This window comes from Enterobacter cloacae complex sp.6700776 (genome assembly GCF_048284255.1).
GTDB lineage: Bacteria > Pseudomonadota > Gammaproteobacteria > Enterobacterales > Enterobacteriaceae > Enterobacter > Enterobacter intestinihominis.
Window position 1 is genome coordinate 43,042 of record NZ_JBLVYK010000011.1, and the last position, 23,419, is coordinate 66,460.

Below are 23,419 nucleotides of genomic sequence, written 5' to 3' on the forward strand. Positions count from 1 at the left end.
TCCTTAGCCCAATAGAGTGCGCAAGTGCGCCGCAACGCCATCCTGCGTTACCGTAGTTTGCTCACCAGAGCGCAGGTCTTTAACCACCACTTCGCCGTTGGCCACTTCGGACTCACCCAGCACCAGTGCAATACTTGCGCCCCACTTATCGGCACGAGCAAACTGTTTTTTAAAGTTGCCGCCGCCGTGGTTGGTCATCAGCTTTACGTCCGGCAGCGCATCGCGCACGCGTTCGGCAAGCTGCATCGCCGCAGACTGCGTATCCGCACCTGAGGCCACCAGGTATATATCGACAACAGGATCGGCTTTAAATTCCGGATTAACTGCCTGAACCAGCAAAACAAGTCGCTCAAGGCCCATCGCGAAGCCTACAGCCGGTGCTGCGCGACCACCCAGTTGCTCGACCAGTCCGTCATAACGACCGCCAGCACAGACGGTGCCCTGCGAACCGAGGCTGGTGGTGACCCACTCAAATACGGTGCGGTTGTAGTAGTCCAGACCGCGCACCAGACGCTGGTTAACGGTATAAGCAATGCCCGCCGCTTCAAGCAGCTTGCACAGGCCAGCAAAGTGTTCGCGGGAATCCTCATCCAGGTAGTCACCCAGCGCTGGCGCATCGTTCAGCAGCGCCTGTACGTCAGGATTTTTGGAATCGAGTACGCGCAGCGGGTTGCTGTACATACGACGTTTACAGTCTTCGTCGAGCTTCTCTTTGTGTTGTTCCAGGAACGCCACCAGCGCATCGCGATAGTTCGCACGCGCTTCCAGAGAACCGATAGAGTTCAGCTCCAGGGAAACGTGCTCAGAAATACCGAGCGCACGCCACCAGCGGGCAGTCAGCATAATCAGTTCGGCATCGATATCTGGTCCTTGCAGACCAAACACTTCCACGCCAAGCTGGTTGAACTGACGGTAGCGGCCTTTTTGCGGACGTTCGTGGCGGAACATCGGGCCGATATACCACAGGCGCTGCTCCTGATTGTACAGGAGACCATGTTCGATGCCGGCGCGTACGCAACCCGCCGTCCCCTCAGGACGCAGGGTCAGGCTGTCGCCGTTGCGGTCCTCAAAGGTATACATCTCTTTTTCAACCACGTCGGTCACTTCGCCGATCGCGCGTTTGAATAACGGGGTCTGCTCTACAATCGGCAAACGAATTTCGCTGTAACCGTAGCTGCCGAGCACCTGCTTCAGTGTGCCTTCAATGCGCTGCCAGATGGCGGTTTCGCCAGGCAGATAATCGTTCATGCCGCGGATGGCTTGAATGTTTTTTGCCACGTTTATTCTCTTTCTATATACAAAAAAGAACCCAAAGAATGGGTTCAATCATACATGGGAAGCAGCCTGCTTCCCATCACGTTATTTTTCAACCTGCTGAACGCTGATGCGCTGCGCTTCGTCCATCATCGTCGCTTTTGCGCGAATGCGGGCTTCAAGCTGGTCGATCATATCACTATTATCCAGACGATCTTTACGAACGCCATCTTCATAGAGACCACTTTTCTTGTTACCGCCGGTAACGCCCAGCGTGGACACCAGCGCTTCACCCGGACCGTTCACCACGCAGCCGATGATGGAAACGTCCATCGGGGTGATAATGTCTTCCAGACGCTCCTCCAGGGCATTGACGGTGCCGATCACGTCAAACTCCTGACGTGAACAGGTTGGGCAGGCGATGAAGTTGATCCCACGCGCGCGGATACGCAGTGATTTCAGGATGTCGAAACCGACTTTGATCTCTTCCACCGGATCGGCGGCCAGGGAGACGCGTAACGTGTCACCGATGCCTTCAGAGAGCAGCAGGCCGAGACCAATTGCCGATTTTACTGAGCCGCTGCGCAGCCCACCCGCCTCGGTGATGCCAAGGTGTAGCGGCTGATCGATCTGTTTTGCCAGCAGACGATACGATTCAACGGCCAGGAAAACGTCAGACGCTTTCACGCTCACTTTGAACTGATCGAAGTTAAGGCGATCCAGATGATCGACGTGACGCATGGCGGATTCGAGCAGCGCCTGCGGCGTCGGCTCACCGTACTTTTCCTGGAGATCTTTTTCCAGAGAGCCAGCGTTTACGCCGATACGGATTGGAATGTTTTTGTCGCGGGCGCAGTCAACAACCATGCGAATGCGTTCTTCGTTACCGATGTTGCCTGGGTTAATACGCAGGCAATCGACACCGTATTCAGCGACTTTCAGCGCGATACGGTAATCGAAGTGAATATCGGCAACCAGCGGAACGCTCACCTGCTGCTTGATCAGTTTGAACGCCTCAGCGGCGTCCATGGTCGGCACTGAGACGCGAACAATGTCCGCGCCGACGCGTTCTAATGCTTTGATTTGATTAACCGTCGCTTCTACATCCGTAGTACGCGTATTGGTCATCGACTGGACGGCGATAGGCGCCCCATCGCCGATTGGCACGTTCCCAACGTAAATCCGTTTCGATTTTCTACGTTGAATAGGAGCCTGGTTATGCATGTAAAATCTCCCGCATTGCCCGTCTGTTACTGTGCTGCTGATTGTTCGGCATTAACGGTAAGACGCGCAACCTGGTTAGTTCTGATAAAGCGGCTCAGATCGACAGGTTTTCCTTGATACTGGATCTGTACCGCTGCCGGTGCGCCGATTTTAAGCTTGTATGGTGCCTGGCCCGTTAGATTTAACGTGCCATCTTTACGTTGCAGGCCGCTGAACAGCTTTTTACCTGTCGCGTCAGTCACTTCCAGCCAGCAATCAGCCGTGAAATTCATCACCAGCGCATTCGGGTCAACGGCAGGTGCCGCCGTACCCGCCGGGTCAGTTGGCAGTGACGCCGCGGTGTTATCTGCCGGTGCCGTTGCCGCAGGGGCGGTATCAACATTGGCCTGAGAAGGTGATACGACCGCGTTCTGATCCTGGGCCTGGGTAGCCGGTGCGGTATTCGCCGTCGATTCTGGCGTCGCCGCTGGCTCGGTTGCAGGCGTGCTGCTTGCTGCCGCCTGAGGTTCGCTCGAGGTCGCAGCCCCTTCGGTGCTCAGCGGCACGCTTTGCGCGCCGTTAGTACCAGACTGATTAAGCTCAGCGGAGGACTGATCGGCCATGGTAGTGATCTCTTCCTGTTGCGCTTTGTGGTTTTGCCACCACCATGCGCCCGTCAGGCCGACAACCACGAACAGGACCAGCCAGGTAAAGCTCATCAGCCAGCCATCGCGTTTTTTACGACGTTTACCCAAAGAGAAGCTTTGCATCGGCGCAACTTTTGCCGCACGCACAGGCGCCTGCTTCTCCATCATCGGCAGTAATTCGTCTTCAGGGATATGAACCAGTTTGGCGTAAGAACGGATATAACCGCGCAGAAACGTTGAAGCCAGATCGGCGGGCGCCTTATCTTCTTCAATGTCGCGAACGGTGGAAACCTTCAGGCACAGGCGTTCTGCAACGGCTTGCTGGCTGAGTCCGAGTTGTTCACGGGCGTTGCGAAGACGAACGCCAGTGGAGGGTGCTGCATTTTGATCGTGAGTGGCTTCAGTATTCATTCGCTACAACTACTGGTACGTGAAAATAAGGGTTCAGGTGCCGGTGAGTCACAATGCCACCCGCACCGCGAAACTTTAGGTCAGTTAACCTGGAACAAACAGTATAAGACTGTCGGGCCGCAGATGACAGCGCTGGCAGGCCTTCACGCTAAACTGTTGTTACGTCGTTACATACTGCCCGAAAGTCGTATGAAACGCACCGTAATTATTAATCAGTCGTGATGATTGTGGCTGGTTATTCAGTAAATTAATGCTTCACGGCGCAAAAAATGCGCCGTGTCTGCATAATAATCAAACGGTTTTAACCGCGATTGACTCACCCTGCATACGCTTACGCAGCGTACGTTTGGTACGGTCAATAACGTCACCCGCCAGCTGACCACAGGCTGCGTCGATATCGTCGCCACGCGTTTTACGTACGATGGTGGTGAAACCATACTCCATCAGCACTTTTGAGAAGCGATCGATACGGCTGTTCGAGCTACGGCCATACGGCGCGCCCGGGAACGGGTTCCATGGGATCAGGTTGATCTTACATGGCGTATCTTTCAGCAGTTCAGCCAGCTCATGTGCATGCTCGGTCCCGTCGTTAACATGATCCAGCATCACGTATTCAATGGTCACGCGGCCCTGGTTAGCATTCGATTTCTCCAGGTAACGGCGCACGCCAGCCAGGAAAGTTTCGATATTGTACTTTTTGTTGATCGGCACAATTTCGTCACGGATGGCGTCGTTTGGCGCGTGAAGGGAGATAGCCAGCGCAACGTCAATCATGTCGCCCAGTTTGTCCAGCGCAGGCACAACGCCGGAAGTAGAGAGCGTAACGCGGCGCTTGGACAGACCAAAGCCGAAATCGTCGAGCATGATTTCCATCGCCGGAACGACGTTGGTCAGGTTGAGCAGCGGTTCACCCATCCCCATCATCACCACGTTGGTGATTGGACGTGTACCGGTGACTTTCGCCGCGCCCACAATTTTCGCCGCACGCCAGACCTGGCCGATAATTTCCGACACGCGCAGGTTACGGTTAAAGCCCTGCTGCGCCGTAGAGCAGAATTTGCACTCCAGCGCACAGCCCACCTGAGAAGAGACGCACAGCGTGGCGCGATCGTCTTCCGGGATATACACGGTTTCAACACGCTGATCGCCAACGGCAATGGCCCACTTGATAGTGCCATCTGAAGAGCGCTGCTCTTCCACCACTTCCGGTGCGCGGATTTCCGCCACTTCTTTAAGCTTATTGCGCAGCACTTTGTTGATGTCCGTCATGTCATCAAAGTTGTCGCTGCAATAGTGGTACATCCATTTCATGACCTGATCGGCACGAAACGGCTTCTCGCCCATCTCTTTAAAGAACTCGCGCATCTGCTGACGGTTCAGGTCCAGCAGGTTAATTTTTCCATTTTTATTGGGAACCGCAGGAATGGCGACTTCGGAGGTATTCACTAATTCAGACATAATTTTTTCCGGCCTCGTTGTTACACGTTGTGGCCCTTGGTGGGTTGAAAAGAAACGCCCCGGTAAGCAGTCTGCTCGTCCGGGGCGTTGCATTGTACAAAGTCTGGCGCAGGGATGCCACGTTTGCACGCGGCATTTACGAAATTATTAGCGAGTGCGCGGGCACACTTCGCCTTCTGCAAAGAAGAACGCGATTTCGCGCGCAGCAGATTCAACAGAGTCGGAACCGTGGGTGCCGTTCTCGGTGAAGCTGTCTGCGTAATCGGCGCGCAGAGTACCTGCCAGTGCGTTGTCCGGGTTGGTTGCACCCAGCAGATCGCGGTGACGCTGTACCGCGTTTTCGCCTTCCAGTACGGATACCACGATTGGGCCAGAAGTCATGAACTCGACCAGACCGTCAAAGAATGGGCGACCTTCGTGCTCAGCGTAGAAACCGCGAGCCTGCTCAACGGTCAGGTGCAGCATTTTGGTGCCAACGATCTTAAACCCTGCTGATTCAAAGCGAGCGAAGATGCTGCCAATAACGTTTTTTGCCACCGCGTTTGGTTTGATGATGGAAAAAGTACGTTCAATAGCCATTGATAACCTCTGTAAAATGTTCTGTTGTTTTTGCATACCTGAGTATGGTGTGGCGCGGATTATAAAGAGCAATAGCGCCATTGCCTATGGTTATGCATAACATTTTTTTAAAATGAGACGAAGATTAGCAACAGCTCGTATTTCGCATGCCGTACTGATGGTGAAAACAGAGCGGACACTGCTTTTCATCAGAACTAAATGACCAGAAATGGCGGTGGCACGTCAAACAAACGGCTTCATATGCCGGTATGGTCACGCTTTTCGCTGTCCCGTCTGTTTGCGTCACGTTTATCGCCGCATGCTGGCATACCGCTTCGCAGCCGCCACACCCCGTACAGCGTCCGGTTTCCACGACCAGTTCAGCGTTCTCAAACCGAATCGCGTTTTCCGTACAACTCCGCCAGCACGCGCCGCAGAGTACGCAGGATTCGGTATCGAGAGTTATCTCTGCCTCGCTAAATGCAGAAAACGCCCTGCGCAGCTCACGCTGACCGGGCACGACGCAACAGACCCGGACATCCTCACGGGGAACGTGCATCAGCGCACGCCGGGCGGTATTTACCTCGTTGACGGGTATATGTTTAAACGCCCACGCTGCTTCACCACGTCGACGAAGCGCCAGATTCAGCCGGGCAATCGCCAGCAACCAGTCAGGATTCTGCTCCGCGTCGATACTGATAAAACGAACGTGGTGCTGCGCGTGCCACAGCAGAAGCTCATTCACCCCTGGCGCACGGTCAGTAAAAGGCCCAACAAGCGTATCGCCACACAGAAAACGTTTTCGCGGCGTGATGCCGGTGATGGCTTCAGCGGGGCAGACAAACAGGCAGTCACCGCATTCAATACAGTGGCTGTCATCAACCGAGACGCCGGTGTCGTTAAAAGAAAAAGCCTGCACGGGACAGACGTCCGCGCAGGCGCAGCAGGAAGAGTGGCGAAAACGGCGAAGGACGCACGCATGCGTCACGTCCATCGCCGGGGCAAAGGTTAATCCGCCCATCAGCCAATACTGAAGAAAACAAAGCGCAGCATTAGCTCACCCACAATCAGCAAGGCGCTGCCCAACAGCATTGTGCCTCGCGCCGCTTTTAAGCCGCCCGCAGCAAAGCACAGCATACCCGCAACGGAAACGCACCAGCTCAGCAGATGCACGGTTCGCAGTTGCTCCAGCATTTGTAACGGTGCGTGTGGGAACGTCACAACGGTGTTGTCCATAGCCGTAATATCTGCCAGCCAGACGGGCTGCATCACCAGACGTGCAATCACCAGCAGCGTGATAATGACAATCGCCGTTCGCACGCGAGTCTGGGAACGTGCCCCAACGGCCATGCAGGCTGAACCGATAATTCCCACCGAACCGATAAACAGCACCAGGGTATTAATGTGATGCCACGTCACCACGGATGCATGCATGTAGATCTGCGCCATGCAGAACACATCCACCAGCCCGACAAGACCTGCCACAACCAACAGCGGCTTCCAGCCTGGTTTTTTGACAAACATCAGCAGCGTTGCGAGGCCAAGTGCCGCAAGATAAAGACTGGCAAAGATAATCTCACGGCTCAGCCAGGAGCTGGATACGTGACGCAGCGCGTTAAACGCATTAAGTGGATAGCCCATGTGCAACGCGGAGGCGAGCAGACCGAGGCTGGCCAGCACAAACGCTTCGGCAGCCGGCAGCAGCACGCTGCGTTGCGTGCTTCCGAAGGCCAGCCACAGCGTAACGCCAACCGATCCTTGCAGGAACAGCGTAAAAATCAGCAGCGGTAACTCATGCATGACGTTTCCCCTCTTTCTCTGCGCCCTGATGCGCTTTGATCACCAGGTTCGGTTTGGTGATGGAGGAATCAGGCAAGCCTTTCACATCACAGACCGCACCATACTTCGCCCGCAGTTCATCAATCGGCCCGAATTTAATCGCTTCGAGAGGACAGGTTGCCACACAGACAGGCTGTTCCCCCTTCGCCTGTAGATCCACGCAGAAATCACATTTGGACATCTGCCCGGTCTGCTCGTTGAGCTGTGGCGCGCCGTAAGGGCATGACCACGCGCAGTAGCCGCAGCCGACGCACTTATCAGTATCTACGCGCACAATACCGTCCCCCGGACGCTTATGCATCGCGGTGGTCGGACAGTTTTTGGTGCAGATTGGGTCGGCACAGTGGTTACAGGAGATAGAGAGCGTGTAGGCAAAAACGTTATTGCTGACGCCGCCCTGCCCGGTCGGGATAAAGCTCCCGCCATTAACTTCGTACACGCGACGGAAACGACGTCCGACCTCAAGGTTGTTTTTATCTTTGCACGCTACCTGACATGCTTTGCAGCCCGAGCAGCGAGAAGAGTCGATATAAAAACCCAGCTGTTTGTCGCTTACCGGTGCGTAATGTTTAAACTGACTCATGCTTTAGCTACCTCCACCAGCATGGTTTGATGGGAATTCCCTTTCGCAAGCGCGGTAATACGTGCGGAACTGAGCACGTTCGCGCAGCCGCCCTTATCAATACCCTGCTCGTCCGGCTGCCACCAGGCACCCGCCTGCATGGCCACAACGCCTGGAATGATGCGCGGCGTGACCTCCGCCGGGATCTCGCAAATGCCGCGCGCGTTATGAATACGCACGGTATCTCCCTGCGCAATGCCGCGTTTTTGCGCATCCTGCGGGTTGATCCACAGCTTTTGCTGCTGCGCCTCAATTAACCACGGGTTGGCGTACTGGGTGGAGTTAGCGCGGTTTTTTCCTTTCCAGGTAATCAGCTGGAGCGGGAAGCGTTTCGCCAGCGCGTCTTCCGGCCCTTCATGGGCAGGCACGTAGTGCGACAGCGCCGGAATTTCCGGGTGATGCATGTCGTACAGACGCTTCGAGAAGATCTCAATTTTTCCGGACGGCGTCGGGAACGGATGATTCTGCGGATCGCGAATGTTGTCTTCAAAGGCGACGAACGGCGCGCTTTTGAAAAGGTGCTGACGCGTCTTCTGTAGCGTCGCGAAGTCCGGCAGGTTTTCGTCAGGCATGGAAAGACGCGTCTGCTCCCAGATGTGCTCAATCCACGCTTTTTCGTCACGCCCTTCGCTGAACGCGGGTTCGACGCCAAGCTTAGCAGCGACCTCCCGCAGCCAGTCGTAGTCTGAACGGCGTTCAAATTCAGGTTCAATGAGCTTTTCTGACAGGATCAGATAGCTTGCCGTGCCCCAGGTTTCGCCGATATTCCAGCGTTCCATAAAGCTGGTTTCCGGCAAAAGAAGGTCGGCGTATCGGGCGCTCGGCGTCATAAACAGATCGCTTGCGACGATAAACTCGATTTTCGACTCGTCTTCCAGGACACGGGTTGCCTGATGAAGATCCGGGTTCTGGTTAGCCAGATAATTTCCCGCCAGCGAGAACAGGATGCGGATATTGCTGTCCAGCTTTTCGGCATCCTTCAGGCCGACGTCCGCGGTGACCTGAGAGGCATCGTCGGCGGCCTGCACCCAGTTCATCACCGATATTTTGGCTTTGACCGGGTTGTCCGGCATTTCTGGTCCGGCGGCAAATTTCCGGTTTGCGCAGCCGCCATAGCCTGCTGCCCAACCGCCTTTCACCCCGACGTTACCCGTGAGCGTAGCCAGCAACGTCGAGCCGCGCGCGGTGCGCTCGCCGCAGTTATGACGCTGCGGTCCCCAGCCCTGGATCAGCGCAGCGGGTTTGGTGGTTGCGTAGTCGCGCGCCAGTTGCCGAATTGTTTGTGCAGGCACGTGGGTGATTTTCTCTGCCCACTCGGGCGTTTTCGCCACGCCATCTTTTGCGCCGCTCAGGTAAGCCATCAGGGATTCATTGGCCGGAACGCCTTCTGGCATAGTGTCTTCGTCAAAGCCCAGGGTGTAGCGCTGAATAAAGTCGCGATCATGCAGGTTCTCCGTGACGATCACATACATCATCGCGTCCATCAGGGCGTTGTCCGTGGTGGGAAGCAGCGGGATCCACTGATCGGCCAGGGAGGAAACCGTATCGGAATAGCGAGGGTCGACAACAATAAAGCGAGTGCCGTTTTGCTTCATCTTCTGGTAGAAGTGGTTGCTGTGACCAAAGATCGTTTCCGTCGGGTTATGTCCCCAGAGGATGACCAGTTTGGTGTCCAGCAGCGTGTCCAGAGAACTGCCGCTGGCAGCGGTGCCATAGGTATACGGCGTTGCTGCCGCCGTGTTACCCATACTGACCGAGTGATAGCTTTCGAGATAGCCGCCGGTTAAGTTGAGAAGACGACGAACCATTTTATCGCCGGAAAAAGTCCCGCCGGACACAGCGGTGCCCACATGAACATAGCGTGAAGCCGCACCGTATTTTTGCGTAATAGTTTTTAATTGATTCGCAATAAGGGTGGTGGCTTCATCCCAGGTAATACGCTCGAATTTTCCTTCGCCACGTTTCCCTACACGTTTCATTGGGTATTTCAGCCGATCGGGATGGTAAACAAATTTCCGATAAGCCCGGCCACGCACGCAGGCGCGCATTACGGGCATTTGCGGATCCAATGCGTTATCCGGACGCGTAGAAATTCGGGTCACAACGCCCTCACTGACGTGAGCACGAATATCACACTTGCCGCCGCAGTCAAACGTACTACAGGTTTGCACCACTTTTTCTTCAGGCGTAGTGTCTGAAACCGCCGCGCCCTGTGCCTGTACTTTGCCGGTTTTGACGACAAAAGGCAGAGCGGCGAGCGCCGATCCTGCCTGAATAAACTGACGCCGGGATATGGCGGGAATAGTCCCCTCTCCCTGATGTTTATTTTTTTCCATTGCTCGTTCCTTAAAATAAAAACGCATTCTCGTTTTTTTTCAGGAACGGATATTGATAATTATCAAGCTAACTCTTGAGGAGTAACACTTAGCGATCTAACTCAAAATTGACCGTCGCCGTTTGTCCGGTTTCATCTAATACAACTAACTGATATTTACCCGGTAAATATAATTGCAGTGAATAATTCTTCTGATGTCCGTCCAGCGGTTCTCCATTCAAAAACCACCATCTTTGCCCCTCCCCGCCGCTGGTTGAAACGAACAGGGTCATGTTTTTCTCACCCGGAAGACGTTTAATTACCGCCCCTTCTCTGACGCCTGACAACATCAGCGGCGCCGCATTATGGTTATCCAGCGGAGGGCAAATCGCTGAACGGGCGGGGAGACGAGCAGCCCGTTTTTCGGCAGCAGGCAGCCAGGGCTCCAGCGGCAGCGGCCAGACATCCAGCACTTTTTCTGTCGCATCAGGACAATCCGCTGCGACGCGTTTGCCTTCTTTATCCAGCCAGACCGGGAAACGGATCCCGCGAATACCCTCTTGTTCCGGCAGCAGCAGCGTAGGCGGTTCACTGCCTTCCAGCAGCCAGGTTGACAGCCGACGCCGACAGTTTTCGTTCCCTTCAGGCAGGGACTGGCCCCCCGGCCAGCAAATCACGCCCCGTCCTACGCTTGCAGGACGCGGATCGCGCGGCAGACGGGCTTCATCCACCATCGAGCGGGACTGAAGCATGTTATTGACCTGATTCAGGAGCGGAACCGCGCTGGCGAAACCAAACTGCCCGGCAACGGGCGTGCCGTCCGGACGTCCGGTCCAGATTCCAATGACATACCGGGCGTTCAGCCCGATGGCCCAGGCATCCCGGTAGCCGTAACTGGTGCCCGTTTTCCTCGCCAGCGGCGCAACCTGGGGCAGCGCACTGTCCGGCAGGGGCTGTGCTTCACTGGCGAGAATGCGACGAATGATCCACGCCGCCCCCTGCGACAGCAGCGGACGTTCGATCAGCGGATCGCCCGGCTGTAAACGCAACCGGCCCGCCTGCCCCTGCCGCGCAAAGGCACTGTAGGCGGCAGCGATATCAGCCAGGCGTGCCCCAGCGCCACCCAGGATCAGGGAGAGGTTGGGCTGCGCACCCGCGGGGAGTATGAGCGGTAATCCCGCGTTGCTCAGCATGCCTGCAAAACGTTTTGGGCCGTACGCTTCCAGTACCTGCACCGCAGGCAGGTTGAGGGAACGCACCAGGGCTTCGCTCATGCTGACCGGCCCATGGAAACCGCTGTCAAAGTTGCCGGGGCGATAATCCCCCGTTTTTCTTGGAACATCCTGTAATAACGAAGCGGGATGGATCAGGCCATCGTCCAGCGCCATGCCATAGATGAATGGCTTGAGGACCGATCCCGGCGATCGGATCGCATTGACCATATCCACGTGACTAAAGCGACTGTCATCATTGATATCTACCGAGCCTACCCAGCCACGCACTTTCATGGATGTATGATCCACGACGATCATCGCCAGTGAACTGCGGGCAGGCAGGCGCGATTTCCAGTTAATTGCCAGCTCTTCAAGCTGTCGTTGCAAAGCTGCATCCAGCGTGGTGACTATTTTTGTGTCGCGGCTTTTACTCAACATCATGCGGGAAAAGAGCGGCGCCAGCTGCGGCATCTGCCGGGGGGCCAGCCAGACCGGCTCTTCACGGGACTCTTTCACCTGCTTCTCAGACCAGACGCCCTGAGTCAGCATGCGGTCGAGCACTTTGTTCCGCGCCGCTTCGGCACGTTCCGGCCAGCGGTCGGGGCGCAGACGGCTGGGTGCCTGTGGCAGTACAGCCAGCAACGCCGCGTCGGAATAGCTCAGCTGAGACGGCGGTTTGCCAAGATAAGTCCAGCTTGCCGCGCCCACGCCCTGCAACGTGCCGCCAAACGGGGCACGGTTGAGATACAGCGTCAGGATTTCACGCTTGGAGAGATGCCACTCCAGCTGCATCGCCCGCCACAGCTGACGAATTTTACCGCCAAAGGTACGCGGATGCGGATCCAGAAGACGTGCCACCTGCATGGTAAGCGTGCTCCCGCCAGAAACCACTCTCCCGGCGGTGAGATCCTGCCAGGCGGCACGCAGTACAGAAAGCGGATTGACGCCAGGGTGATCCCAGAACCAGCGATCTTCATACTGGATCAGCGCCTCAAGATAGCGTGGGGAAACCTCTTCAATGGTAACCGGATAGCGCCAGATGCCTTCGCTGTCGGCAAAACGCCACAACGGAACACCCTGCTCATCCACGACCACTCGCGCAGGGTTGACCTCTTTCAGGGGCAACGGCCACACGCGGTCAGCGGCGACAATCAGCCCCCCTGAAAAGAGAAGCGCTCCCGCAAGCCACAGCCAGCGGGAGCGAATCAGGCGTGCTATCTGCATCTTACGGAACAACGATCAGCGGGCCACTGGCCGACCCCGTTGCCCGCCACTGCGGAACGTACATGGACTCGACCATCGGAACAGGCACCTGATAGGTTCCCGGCGTAACGGCACGGGCCAGGTAAACCAGCGTGACCGGCTGACCTTCATTGACCGGCACGGCGGCCACAAAGCGATCGTCGCGGAATTCCATGTGCTGAATATCAGACTGTTGCATCTGATTCAGCAGGTTTTGCACTTCACTGCCGCTGTCCTGCAAGCTGGCGCTGCTGCTCGCCAGATTCTGGTTTTCCAGCTCCAGACCTGCCGGGAGCAGATCCACCACCAGCGCATCCGGTACGTTCTGGCTGGCCTTCACTTCCAGCCACACCAGAACCAGCTCACCGCTCTTAAGTGAAGAGAGCGACTTGCTGCTGCCGTCTGTCGCCAGGATATGACGTTCAATCTGCAAGACGTGAGAAGATGGCTGGGGCGCATACTCCGGATAGCCAGTAGTGTCCAGTCGTACCCACAGCGGCGTCGTGCCGGTATTCGTCACCTGCAAGGCACCAGGCTGGTCGCCGTTCAGGTTTTCTACCTGCGCTTTATCACTGCTCTGGGTCTGTTCAGAGAGGGTGGTCGTTGCCTGCCACGCGCCTGACAAGGTTTGCAGTGAACGTCCAGCCAGGAACAGCGCATTGCTCTCCTGGGTTGACAGCCAGCGCTGGCTGAACGCGTCTTCAGATAACGCGTTCAACAGCCTGTTTTGCGCATCCGGCAGCAGCTTGTACTCTTCCAGCAGGGAGAGCATCAGGGCATTATCACGCAGCTGGCTGCCGTAATCCGCCATCCAGTTTCGGCTGTCGTTACGGGGTGTTTTGAGAGCCAGATCCAGCGCCTGCTGGCTGCGCGGTGTATCCCCCATCAGTTTGAGTGCCATGCCCAGCTGCATCAACGGAAGCCCGGAAGCGGCCTGAGCGTGACGCTCCCAGATTTCACGCAGTGCACCGAGCGGCGCTTTTTGCTGACGAGCCAGCACCAGCGAAGCATACGCCTGGACAGCAAATTTGCTGGCCTGGGTGTCGTCGCTGTAGCGGATGGACATCATCCCCGGATCCTGTAAATAGCGCAGCAGTCGGCTGTTGGCGTTATTCACCGCCTCGGCAGGCACGCTGTAACCCTGCTCCCCTGCCCGCACCAGGAAGTCCGTAACATAGGCGGTCAGCCAGTACTCTTCCGGGCCGTTTTTATCCCACAAGGCAAAACCGCCATCGTCACGCTGCATTTGCAGCAGACGGGAGATGCCGATATCAATGGCCGCACGGCGTTTATCGTCGGTGTCGCCTTTAATGCCCAACGCCGTAAGCTGTGCCGCGTTGGTGTAGAGGGACGGGAACAGGCCGCTGGTGGTCTGCTCAAGACATCCGTATGGATAGGCCTGAAGTTCACGAATGTAGCGCGCCAGGTTCAAAGGTGGTTTACCGCTGAGCAACAGCTGTCCCTGTAGCGTGGCAGGCGAGAAACCGTCGATATGCTGTGCTGGCGCGCTCCAGGATTCGCCAGGGTTCAGCATCGTGCCCGTATTCACCGTTTGCGCCGGGAATGCGGGGCGTACACCAATTTTCCAGCTCTTCTGCTGCGGCGCAAACGTCTCACCAGGGAGCTGAAGCCCCGTCACCTGAGCAGTTACTTCACCATCGCCATAGCCTTCCAGCGCGCGCACCGGAATAAACAGAGTGCTACGAGCGCCAGGCGGCAGCTTAACCGGCTCTGGCTGAGCACCTTCGAGCGACACCTTACCGGTTGCGGTTAACGCAATGTTCAGCGTTTGCGACTGGTCAGTAAGGTTGGTCAGGTCCAGCGTCAGGCGAGAGGTATCGCCACTTGCGAGGAATCGCGGCGTGTTAAGCTCGGTGATAATCGGAGCCGCCACAATGATTTTGCTTTCGCTGCTGCCGAAATCGTCTTCCGTCCAGGCCTGCGCCATCAGACGCAGTTCGCCGTTGAAATCACCGATCGGCAGCGTGATGGTGCCTTCACCGTTGGCATCAAGCGTAACCGGCTGCGCCTGCTGAGCAATAATGGTGACATGGTTCACCGGTGGCTTACCGCCGCGTTTCAGTTCATCGCCGTCTCCGCCAAAGCGCAGTGCGGCCAAACGTCCCTGACCTTCAATCACCTGGCCGTAAACATCATAGATGTCCGCGCCATAGCGCTTCTGACCGAAGAAAGCTTCCCACGGATCCGGCGTGACGTAGTCGGTAATGTTCAGCACGCCGCTATCAACAGCCGAGACCAGCACGTTCACCTTCTGTGGCACAGCCCCCTCTTTTACGCTGGCTTTCACTTTCACAGAAAGCGTCTGGTTCGGACGCATTTTTTGTGGGTTATCAAGTGCGATGCTCAGGCGACGATTTTCGTCCCCCATTGGCAGATGCAGCAGACCAACCGCGCGTTTTGGCGTGGCGGATTTAGATTTATCGCCAGGACGAACCACCAGCGTGCTGAGGTAGAGATCGTGACGTTTCCAGGCCTTATCCACCGGAATGGCGAGATCCAGACCGTTAACCGGTACGTCGATCTCTTTCCACCACAGTGGCCCTTCGCTGGATTCGATCATTGCATAGCCCTTGCCTGCGGCCGGCGCTGCAATATGCAGGTTGATGGTATCGCCTGGCTGATAGGATGGCTTGTCCAGTTTCAGCGTCACACGATCCGGGCGTGCAGCACCCGTGCCATCGCTGTTATCCTGCCAGCTGTACCCCGCCCAGAAGCGCACGCTGCTGACCATGCTATCAGGGGCTTTCACTTCCAGACGGTATGAGCCCCACTCCACCGGGAAGGTGACTTTACCGGTTTCATCGGCCTTGAGGTTAAGTTCCTGCTCGCCCTCAACCAGATCTTTTTGATCAAACTGAGACTGCCAGCCCTCGCTCTCGGACCAGTTCCAGAAGTAGTCGCGACGCTCACGGACCAGACGCACCTGCAGACCAGATACCGCTTTTTTCGCCCCGCTGGCATCGGCATAGACGATGTCAAAGCTGGCGTTGCCGTTCTCATCAACAATCGGCTGGTTGACGGTGGTATCGGTGCGGTAGTCGTACACGGCCTTGCTGGCGAACTGTGGGCGGATCCCCGGAAGTTCAGCCGCAGGCCAGATAGCCTGCTCGGCGCGTCGCGTTACCGGACGCCCGCCTGATTCCAGCAGGCTGGCTTGCAAAATCAGTTGCAGCGGCGAGTGCACCTCTTTCCACTGGCTTTCGGTGGTAACCTGTCCGCGCCCCTGTTCGTCCAGCGTAAGCTGCACTTCATCCAGGCTGCGGCTCAGGTTCTCCTCGGCAATATCACCGAACTGGAAGCCAGGCAGTGCAGGCACCGCGTCACGCAGCGGACGCAGGAAAAGCAGGCCTTGCAGAGAATTACCGTTAGCCGGCGCGCCATACAGGTAATAGCCCACAACGTTAAAGTCCACATCCTCCTGCGGGGAAACCGGCGTTTTTTGCCCGGTCAGATTCAGCGCCATACGCTCAGGCATAAAATCTTCGACGTGGAAATCCCACATGCGCTGCTGGTTATCCCCCGTATTCGCGCGAATATGCCACATGCCGGTCTGGGCGCTGCTATCAAGCGGATAGTTGAAGCGATAGAGACCGTTCTCAGGTTGCACAACGACCGTACGCGCTACCTGGCCGTCCGGACGCAGCACGTCAAGTTTTACAGGCTGCTCGGGAAGCGGTTTGCCATCGCTGTCGCGAAGCAGGCCGTTAAGGATCACCGTTTCACCCGGACGATAGAGATCGCGCGGGCCAAACATAAAGAACTGTTTGCTGTAACCCGGGTTACCGGCGATATCAAACTCCGCCAGATCCAGCGCCGGAAGTTTGAGGTCAAGAAGCGTGGTCTGGCCATCTTTACTGGCCAGGATCAGCGCGGCTTCTTTATCGGTTTCCAGTTTCGCATGACCATCGGCGTCGCTGTTCGCCTCGGCCAGGGTCTGTCCTTTATCGTTCAGAAGGGTAATGGTCACGCCTGACTGCGCCGCACCGTTTTCAAGACTCTGGGTGAAGATGTCCAGGCGGTTATGATAACGGTGAGCGGACAGCCCAATATCACTTAAGGTAAAGAGCGTCGCGGCGTTACTGTAGTTATAGTGACCAGCCTGATTCATCACGGCGATATAGACGCCAGACTGCTGGAGCGGCTTAATATCTTTGAGCGGCAGGAGCAGTTTTTCACGCGTGTTGCGCGCCGGGTTGAGGTCGAAACGGCCGGTGTAGACCAGTTCCGCCATCTTCAGCAGGTTGTCAGATTCCCAGTTGGTCAGCGAGTTACGGTACTCCCACTGGCTGACAAACGAGGCCAGCGACTCCGGCTTAACGCGGTAGAAGTTCACGTCCACATTGTTGACGTTGAGCGCCATCACCGGCAACCCTTCCACCACTTTACCCGGCAGCAGCGATCCGCGGCTGGCGAATCCGACCGTCGGTTCAACATCCCGGGTGGTGATCGCTTTTTCATAGTCAATGCCGAATGTCGCTTTGTTCAGCGCGAGCAAATTACGCTCGACGGTGACGACCAGATTACGATTCGGCTCCAGATGGCGCAGGCGCAGCTCTTTGAGATTGGGGGCCAGTTCCCAGGCGCCGTCCACTTTGCCACTTTTTTTATCCACCACATGCACCGTTTTCGCAAAATCCTGGCTGGGATCCAGCGGGACAGAGAAGGTCAGAACCAGTGTCGCAGCACCGTCGAGTTGCACTTCAGAGGCATCCAGCAGCGTCAACGCCTTACCCTGACTCTGCGCGGCCAGCTTAGCCAGCTTTTCAGGATCCGGTTTTGCCGGGGTTTTCTGTTCTGATGTAGTAGACGCTGCGGGGGCAGCGGCCTGAGGTTTGTCATCGCTGTTATCACAGCCGGCAAGCGTAAAGGTGGTGAGCAGCGCGAGAGAGATCGCAGCTAAGCGAAACGGTTTCATCCTATGTCCCTGGCCTGAGGGGCCTGTTGGTCGTCGTCCGGATAAGTATTATCCGCAAGTTTCGTTAATACAAAAAGTCCAATTTTATAACCTGGAAAGCGCCTCGCAGAATGGCATCGTACTCGCATGCGAGGGTGGAACCGCGATCACACAGCGTAACGTAACATGTTACCTTTCGCGTCATTTGTTTTTAAAACAAGAAGATAGCTGGATAAGCTCGCATCATGCCTGCTAGTTTTATGACCATGACGCACCCCGAGTGCGCGGTTCAATAAGAGAGAAAGCCATGAAACGAGCCGTGAACGCCCTACAAAATTTCGGAAAATCACTTTACGGACCTGTACTTATCTTACCTATCGTCGGTCTGTTTATCGCCTTTGGGAATGTGCTGGGTAACGGCAATCTGGCCGAGTACCTGCCGTTTCTCGGCCATCCGCTGATCCAGAGTGTCGGCCAGCTGATCGCCAAATCTGCCGTGTCGGTGCTGGTCAACCTGGCGCTGGTGTTTGCCGTCGGGATCCCCATTGGCCTGGCAACCCGAGACAAAGGCTACGCGGCGCTGATTGGGCTGGTGACCTTTATCGTATTCATTAACGCGATGAACGTGACGTTACAGCTTCAGGGAGAACTGGCCCCTGCAGAGCAGATGAAAGCCGCCGGACAAAGCATGGTTCTGGGCGTCCAGGTGCTGGAGATGGGCGTTTTCGCCGGGATCCTGACCGGGGCGCTCTCCGGTTATCTGTACAACAAATATTCCGGTGTCCAGTTTAACGGCGCGATGGCGATATACTCCGGCCACTGCTTTGTCGCGATTGTGATGTTGCCAGTCTCTATGCTGCTCGGCGTGGTCATGAGCGAACTCTGGCCGTACGCACAGCATGGAATAAGCGCCCTGGCGCTGGCGATCAAAGGGTCCGGTCCGTTTGGGGTGGCGATCTACGGTTTCCTTGAACGCATTCTGGTGCCGACGGGCCTGCATCATCTGGTCTATACGCCGTTCCTGTATACCGAACTGGGCGGTACGCAGGAGGTGTGCGGTACGGCTTACCAGGGCGCGCGCAATATCTACTTCGCCGAGATGGCCTGCCCGGACGTGAAGCAGCTCAGCAGCACCGTGGTGTGGGATGCTCGCGGCATCAGCAAGATGTTCGGCCTTCCCGCCGCCGCGCTGGCGATGTACATGACCGCGAAGCCAGAGCGTAAAGCGATTGCGAAAGCCATTCTGATCCCGGCGGCGCTGACCTCGCTGCTGGTCGGCGTAACCGAGCCGATCGAGTTCTCTTTCCTGTTTGTCGCCCCGCTGTTGTTCGTGGTGCATGCGGTGCTGACCGGCATTGGCATGATGCTGTTCACCCTGTTTGGCGTTCACGCCATCGGCGCCAACGGAATTATCGATTTTATTCTCTACAACCTGCCGCTCGGCACGGAAAAGTCCAACTGGCCCATGTACATCGTGGTCGGGCTGATCATGTTCGCCCTTTATTTCGTGGTGTTCCGCTTCCTGATTCTGCGTTTCAACATGAAAACGCCCGGTCGTGAAGATGACGATCGGGAGACGCGCCTCTACAGCAAGCAGGAGTACCAGGCGAAGGGCAATAACGACGGGCTGGGCGAATCGATCGTTGTGGGTCTGGGCGGTCGGGAAAATATAGAGGTAGTGGATAACTGCTACACCCGCTTACGCGTCACGGTGAAGGACGTCGCCATCATCGACGAACCGCGCCTGAAAGCGACCGGCGCGAAAGGGATAATCAAACAAGGTAACAACGTTCAGGTGGTCTACGGGCTGCATGTCAAAAAAATGCGAGAAGCCGTTGAGACGTTTCTCTGAAAGGAGCTAAAGATGTTTACACCCCCATTTATTCTGTCGATTGCCGGCGGCGGTAGCACCTACACGCCAGGTATTGTGAAAAGCCTGATGGTGCGTCTGCACGATTTCCCTCTGGCAGAGATCCGCCTGTATGACATCGACGAGGCGCGCCAGAACACCATTGCGCCCGTGGTGGAAAAGGTCATTCGCGACCACAGCCAGAGCATCAAATTCACCGTCACCAGCGATCCGGAGGTGGCCTTCAGCGGCGCGCATTTTGTTTTTGCTCAGATGCGCGTCGGACAGTACAAAATGCGCGAGCAGGATGAAAAAATTCCGCTGCGCCACGGGGTGGTCGGCCAGGAAACCTGCGGACCCGGCGGGCTGGCATATGGCCTGCGTACTATCCTGCCGATGGTAGAGCTGATCGATAGGGTGGAACGCTACGCGCACGAAAAGGCGTGGATCGTGAACTACTCCAACCCGGCGGCGATTGTCGCTGAGGGCGTGCGTCGCCTGCGCCCCAACGCACGCGTGCTGAACATCTGCGATATGCCTGTCGCCGCGATGCGCAATATGGGCGCCATTCTGGGCGTGGATCGTCATAAACTGGAGGTGGACTATTTTGGCCTCAACCACTTCGGCTGGTTTACCCGCGTGCTGGTGGACGGCGAGGACAAATTACCGGAGCTGCGTAAACATATCGCGAAGTTTGGCCTGCTGACGGAAGACGCGGCCAAAACCGACCCGCAGCACTCGGATCCGTCATGGGTGAAAACCTGGCGCAACATCAAGCCGATTATGGATAACTTCCCGGAGTACCTGCCGAACCCGTATCTACAGTACTACCTGATGCCGAACCAGATTGTGGAGCATCAGAACCCGGACTATACCCGTGCCAACGAAGTGATGAACGGACGTGAGAAAAAGCTGTTAGCCGCCGCCGAAGAGTACCAGCGCAGCGGAATTTTACCGGATGCTTTCCACGTAGGTGTTCACGGCGAATTTATCGTCGATGTCGCCTGCTCGCTGGCATTCAACCTGCGCCAACGTCATCTGGTGATGGTGGAAAACCGCGGGGCGATTACCAATCTGCCGTACGATGCGGTGGTGGAAGTACCTGCCTATATCACCTCCGAAGGGCCGGAGCCTGTCCGCGTGGGTCAGGTGCCGTTGTTCCACCAGACGCTCCTGCAACAGCAGCTCGCTTCTGAACAGCTGCTGGTGGAGGCAACCATCGAAGGCAGCTACGAGAAAGCGTTGCAGGCGTTTACCCTGAACCGCACCGTGCCGACCATGGAGCACGCGAAAGCGATTCTGGATGAGATGATCGAAACCAACCGCGACTACTGGCCAGCGCTGCAAAAGGCATGGCAGGACGGTGAAGCGGTGAAAAAATAGGGGCTTGCTCGCGAGTTGAACGTGGTTAACTTGTCGGTGTCAGAAAAAACACCGACAATCCTTTTTTACGGAAAAGAATGGAGGCAACCATGTCCACCTCATATTTTGTCGCCGCCGACTGGCTGATTGAGCACGGCGACGACCCGGAAGTTCAGATTATCGACGCGCGCATGGCCCCTCCGGGCCAGGAGCATCGTGACGTTCCCGCTGAATATCGCGCAGGGCACCTGCCTGGCGCGGTTTTTTTCGATATCGAAGCCCTCTCCGATCACACCTCTCCCCTGCCGCACATGCTGCCTCGTCCGGAAGCGTTTTCCGTGGCGATGCGCGAGCTCGGCATCAGCAAAGACAAACATCTTGTTGTTTATGATGAAGGTAATCTGTTTTCCGCGCCGCGGGCGTGGTGGATGCTGAAAAACTTCGGCGTGGAAAAAGTGTCGATTCTGGCGGGCGGACTTGCAGGCTGGAAGCGCGACGAACTCCCGCTTCAGCAGGGTGACGTCACGCTGCCGGAAGGCGAATTCGATGCCACGTTTGACGCACACGTGGTCAAGCGCCTGACCGACGTTCTGGTCGTGAGCCACGAAAACACGGCGCAAATCGTCGATGCGCGTCCCGCTCCACGCTTCAACGCTGAAGCGGATGAGCCGCGTCCGGGACTGAAACGAGGACATATCCCGGGGGCGCTGAACGTGCCGTGGGGCGATCTGGTGTTTGAAGGCGAGCTGAAAACCACCGATGAATTGCGTGCCATTTTTGAACGTCAGGGCGTGGATTTGCATCGTCCGGTTATTGCCAGCTGCGGCTCCGGCGTGACGGCCTGCGTGGTGATCCTGGCGCTGGCAACCCTTGGCGCGAATGACGTGACGCTGTATGACGGCGCCTGGAGTGAATGGGGTGCACGGGACGATCTGCCGGTAGAACCGGCTAAATAATGGATAACCGCCTGGCAACGCTGTTAACACGCGGGTCGTCACTGACCCGCGCGGAGTATCGCGTCCTCGCCCACCTCACTGAGCATCCGCTGCTGGTGGGCAATATCACGGTGCGCGAGCTGGCGCTGGCGACATTTGTTTCCACCGCGACGATTATGCGGCTGTGCCAGAAGCTGGGCTTCAGCGGATTTAGCGAGTTTATCTGGCACTGCAAGCAGCTGCTTTCTGACACGCCGCATATCACCGTACAGTCTGCGCAACATGCAGAAATGCCCGCGCTTTTTGCCCGGTTTATTGCCAACTATCAGCAGACCTTCCAGTGGGTTACCCAGGACAAACGCCAGCAGTTTGCCAGCCTGCTGCGCCAGAAAGAGAGCTTCTTTCTCTACGGCGCCGGGTTTTCATATCTTTTTGCCGAGTACCTGACCAAGAAGTTGCAGGTGCTGGGAAAAACCGCGTTCATCTCCGGACCGGGGGACAGCCGGAATATTTTTCTCAGCAACGCCGCACGCTATCAGGTATTTATTGCCGTTTCGCGCAGCGGCGAAACGGAGCAGGTGCTGGATAAAGCGCGGATCGCCAAAAACGTCGGCATGACGATCGTCGCGTTTACCCGCGCGTCGGCCAATACGCTGGCAGGTATGGCCGACGTGCATTTTGCCCTCTATGACGAAGCGGTACATTTCGCCGCCGAAGCCGCAGGGGTGACGTCGTTTGAGTCGAATCTGGTGCTGCTGATGGATTTACTGTTGCTGGAAGCAACGGGGTGAAGGTCACCCCGCCGTAATCAGATAATGCGGTTGGTCTTGAGATCGCGCAGGAAGCCGCCCCAGCGACGCTCGTAGAACGGGGTGATGTGCTCGGTAATAAAGTGGCTGATGCCCTGCTCACCTTTCTTCACCTGACAGATATCAATCGGCTCATCGCCCGGGAGCGTGTCGGTCGCTACGCTTCCCGCCCCCTGGATGATCTCGTCGATATCGCCATCGGCCTCAATTCCAATCAGCAGAACAGGCTTTTCGTCAGCGCTCTCTTTGATGGAGCAGAGGAACGCGCGTTTTACCGGCTTGATGGTTTTAAACAGCGTGGTCAGGGAGTCAATCATCTGCGCGGGCGGCTCGGCCACTTCAGACAGCAGCAGCGTTTCGCCCCCTTCCAGCACCTCCTGGGTGCTGAGCGGGTTGCCCTCGTCACCAATCAGATGGCTGATTTCACGCGGAGTGAACTCTTTCCCTGTCGGCAGTTTGGCGTTGAGGAACAGCGTCTGCCCCAGGGTCATTTCGAACAACGTGCGCACCGGCATCACCACGAACGCCTGTTCGTCTTCTACCGCTTCCTGCAAGGCCTCGAGCGAGGTAAAGAACGGGATCACCGACGTGCCGTCGTCTTTCTCCCAGTGCAGCAGATCCAGCGCGCTGTCTTCGACAACCTGCTCCCCTTCCGCGGCGGTGCCCGGCACCCAGACGGTGGATTCCAGCAGCGTGCGGAAAAAGGCCGGACGGTGGGCGGGCTCGGTCGCCGCCTGCTCCAGCAGGGTTTCTAATTCGTTTTTGGTTTCTGACATAGTTTGGCTAC

16 protein-coding genes are annotated in these 23,419 nt (G+C 56.7%); 4 read left to right on the plus strand and 12 right to left on the minus strand.

Annotation, left to right across the window (positions count from 1 at the left end; translation table 11 throughout):
- Nucleotides 1–3: 3 nt before the first annotated feature.
- From hisS to ACNQ0T_RS16005, 11 genes are all read right to left on the minus strand, one after another.
- Nucleotides 4–1,278 (minus strand): histidine--tRNA ligase, encoded by a 1,275-nt coding sequence (gene hisS, locus ACNQ0T_RS15955; protein WP_022649001.1) that lies wholly within the window; start codon nt 1,276–1,278, stop codon nt 4–6.
- Between the two features lie 81 nt (nt 1,279–1,359).
- A complete protein-coding gene (gene ispG, locus ACNQ0T_RS15960) occupies nt 1,360–2,478 on the minus strand; it encodes a flavodoxin-dependent (E)-4-hydroxy-3-methylbut-2-enyl-diphosphate synthase (RefSeq protein WP_038416503.1) in 1,119 nt (372 codons plus the stop codon).
- Between the two features lie 26 nt (nt 2,479–2,504).
- Nucleotides 2,505–3,515, minus strand: coding sequence for a cytoskeleton protein RodZ (rodZ, locus tag ACNQ0T_RS15965; protein ID WP_336196162.1), 1,011 nt, complete (start codon nt 3,513–3,515; stop codon nt 2,505–2,507).
- 291 nt (nt 3,516–3,806) lie between these two features.
- Nucleotides 3,807–4,973: a bifunctional tRNA (adenosine(37)-C2)-methyltransferase TrmG/ribosomal RNA large subunit methyltransferase RlmN gene (locus ACNQ0T_RS15970; protein WP_003860623.1), complete on the minus strand. Its 1,167-nt coding sequence runs from the start codon at nt 4,971–4,973 to the stop codon at nt 3,807–3,809.
- Between the two features lie 147 nt (nt 4,974–5,120).
- Nucleotides 5,121–5,552, minus strand: a complete 432-nt coding sequence (ndk, locus tag ACNQ0T_RS15975; RefSeq protein WP_003860625.1) for a nucleoside-diphosphate kinase — start codon at nt 5,550–5,552, stop codon at nt 5,121–5,123.
- Between the two features lie 124 nt (nt 5,553–5,676).
- Nucleotides 5,677–6,552, minus strand: coding sequence for a 4Fe-4S binding protein (locus ACNQ0T_RS15980; RefSeq protein ID WP_417930224.1), 876 nt, complete (start codon nt 6,550–6,552; stop codon nt 5,677–5,679).
- On the minus strand, nt 6,552–7,331 hold the full coding sequence (locus ACNQ0T_RS15985; protein ID WP_417930225.1) for a dimethyl sulfoxide reductase anchor subunit family protein: 780 nt from the start codon (nt 7,329–7,331) through the stop codon (nt 6,552–6,554). The genes ACNQ0T_RS15980 and ACNQ0T_RS15985 overlap by 1 nt, the downstream gene beginning before the upstream one ends.
- Nucleotides 7,324–7,953, minus strand: coding sequence for a DMSO/selenate family reductase complex B subunit (locus ACNQ0T_RS15990; protein ID WP_022649006.1), 630 nt, complete (start codon nt 7,951–7,953; stop codon nt 7,324–7,326). Before ACNQ0T_RS15990 ends, ACNQ0T_RS15985 begins: the two co-directional genes overlap by 8 nt.
- Complete coding sequence (locus ACNQ0T_RS15995; protein WP_022649007.1) at nt 7,950–10,328, minus strand: DMSO/selenate family reductase complex A subunit; 2,379 nt, start codon at nt 10,326–10,328, stop codon at nt 7,950–7,952. The genes ACNQ0T_RS15990 and ACNQ0T_RS15995 overlap by 4 nt, the downstream gene beginning before the upstream one ends.
- Before the next feature lie 88 nt (nt 10,329–10,416).
- Nucleotides 10,417–12,744 (minus strand): peptidoglycan glycosyltransferase PbpC, encoded by a 2,328-nt coding sequence (gene pbpC, locus ACNQ0T_RS16000; RefSeq protein ID WP_417930226.1) that lies wholly within the window; start codon nt 12,742–12,744, stop codon nt 10,417–10,419.
- A gap of 1 nt (nt 12,745) precedes the next feature.
- Complete coding sequence (locus tag ACNQ0T_RS16005; RefSeq protein WP_417930227.1) at nt 12,746–17,698, minus strand: alpha-2-macroglobulin family protein; 4,953 nt, start codon at nt 17,696–17,698, stop codon at nt 12,746–12,748.
- Between the two features lie 286 nt (nt 17,699–17,984).
- Between ACNQ0T_RS16005 and ACNQ0T_RS16010 the strand changes: the two genes are divergently transcribed.
- From ACNQ0T_RS16010 to ACNQ0T_RS16025, 4 genes are all read left to right on the plus strand, one after another.
- Entirely contained in the window at nt 17,985–19,529 is a 1,545-nt protein-coding gene (locus tag ACNQ0T_RS16010) for a PTS transporter subunit EIIC (RefSeq protein ID WP_058676979.1), read from the plus strand.
- A 12-nt stretch (nt 19,530–19,541) separates the two neighbouring features.
- Entirely contained in the window at nt 19,542–20,909 is a 1,368-nt protein-coding gene (locus ACNQ0T_RS16015; protein ID WP_417930228.1) for a 6-phospho-alpha-glucosidase, read from the plus strand.
- An 89-nt stretch (nt 20,910–20,998) separates the two neighbouring features.
- Complete coding sequence (sseA, locus tag ACNQ0T_RS16020) at nt 20,999–21,844, plus strand: 3-mercaptopyruvate sulfurtransferase (protein ID WP_023300716.1); 846 nt, start codon at nt 20,999–21,001, stop codon at nt 21,842–21,844.
- The gene (locus ACNQ0T_RS16025) at nt 21,844–22,614 is read left to right on the plus strand and encodes a MurR/RpiR family transcriptional regulator (RefSeq protein ID WP_023306706.1); all 771 of its coding nucleotides are present in this window, start codon (nt 21,844–21,846) and stop codon (nt 22,612–22,614) included. Before sseA ends, ACNQ0T_RS16025 begins: the two co-directional genes overlap by 1 nt.
- Nucleotides 22,615–22,631: 17 nt before the next feature.
- Here the strand turns inward: ACNQ0T_RS16025 and sseB are convergent, their stop codons facing one another.
- The gene (sseB, locus tag ACNQ0T_RS16030) at nt 22,632–23,408 is read right to left on the minus strand and encodes an enhanced serine sensitivity protein SseB (protein WP_417930229.1); all 777 of its coding nucleotides are present in this window, start codon (nt 23,406–23,408) and stop codon (nt 22,632–22,634) included.
- Between the last annotated feature and the right edge of the window lie 11 nt (nt 23,409–23,419).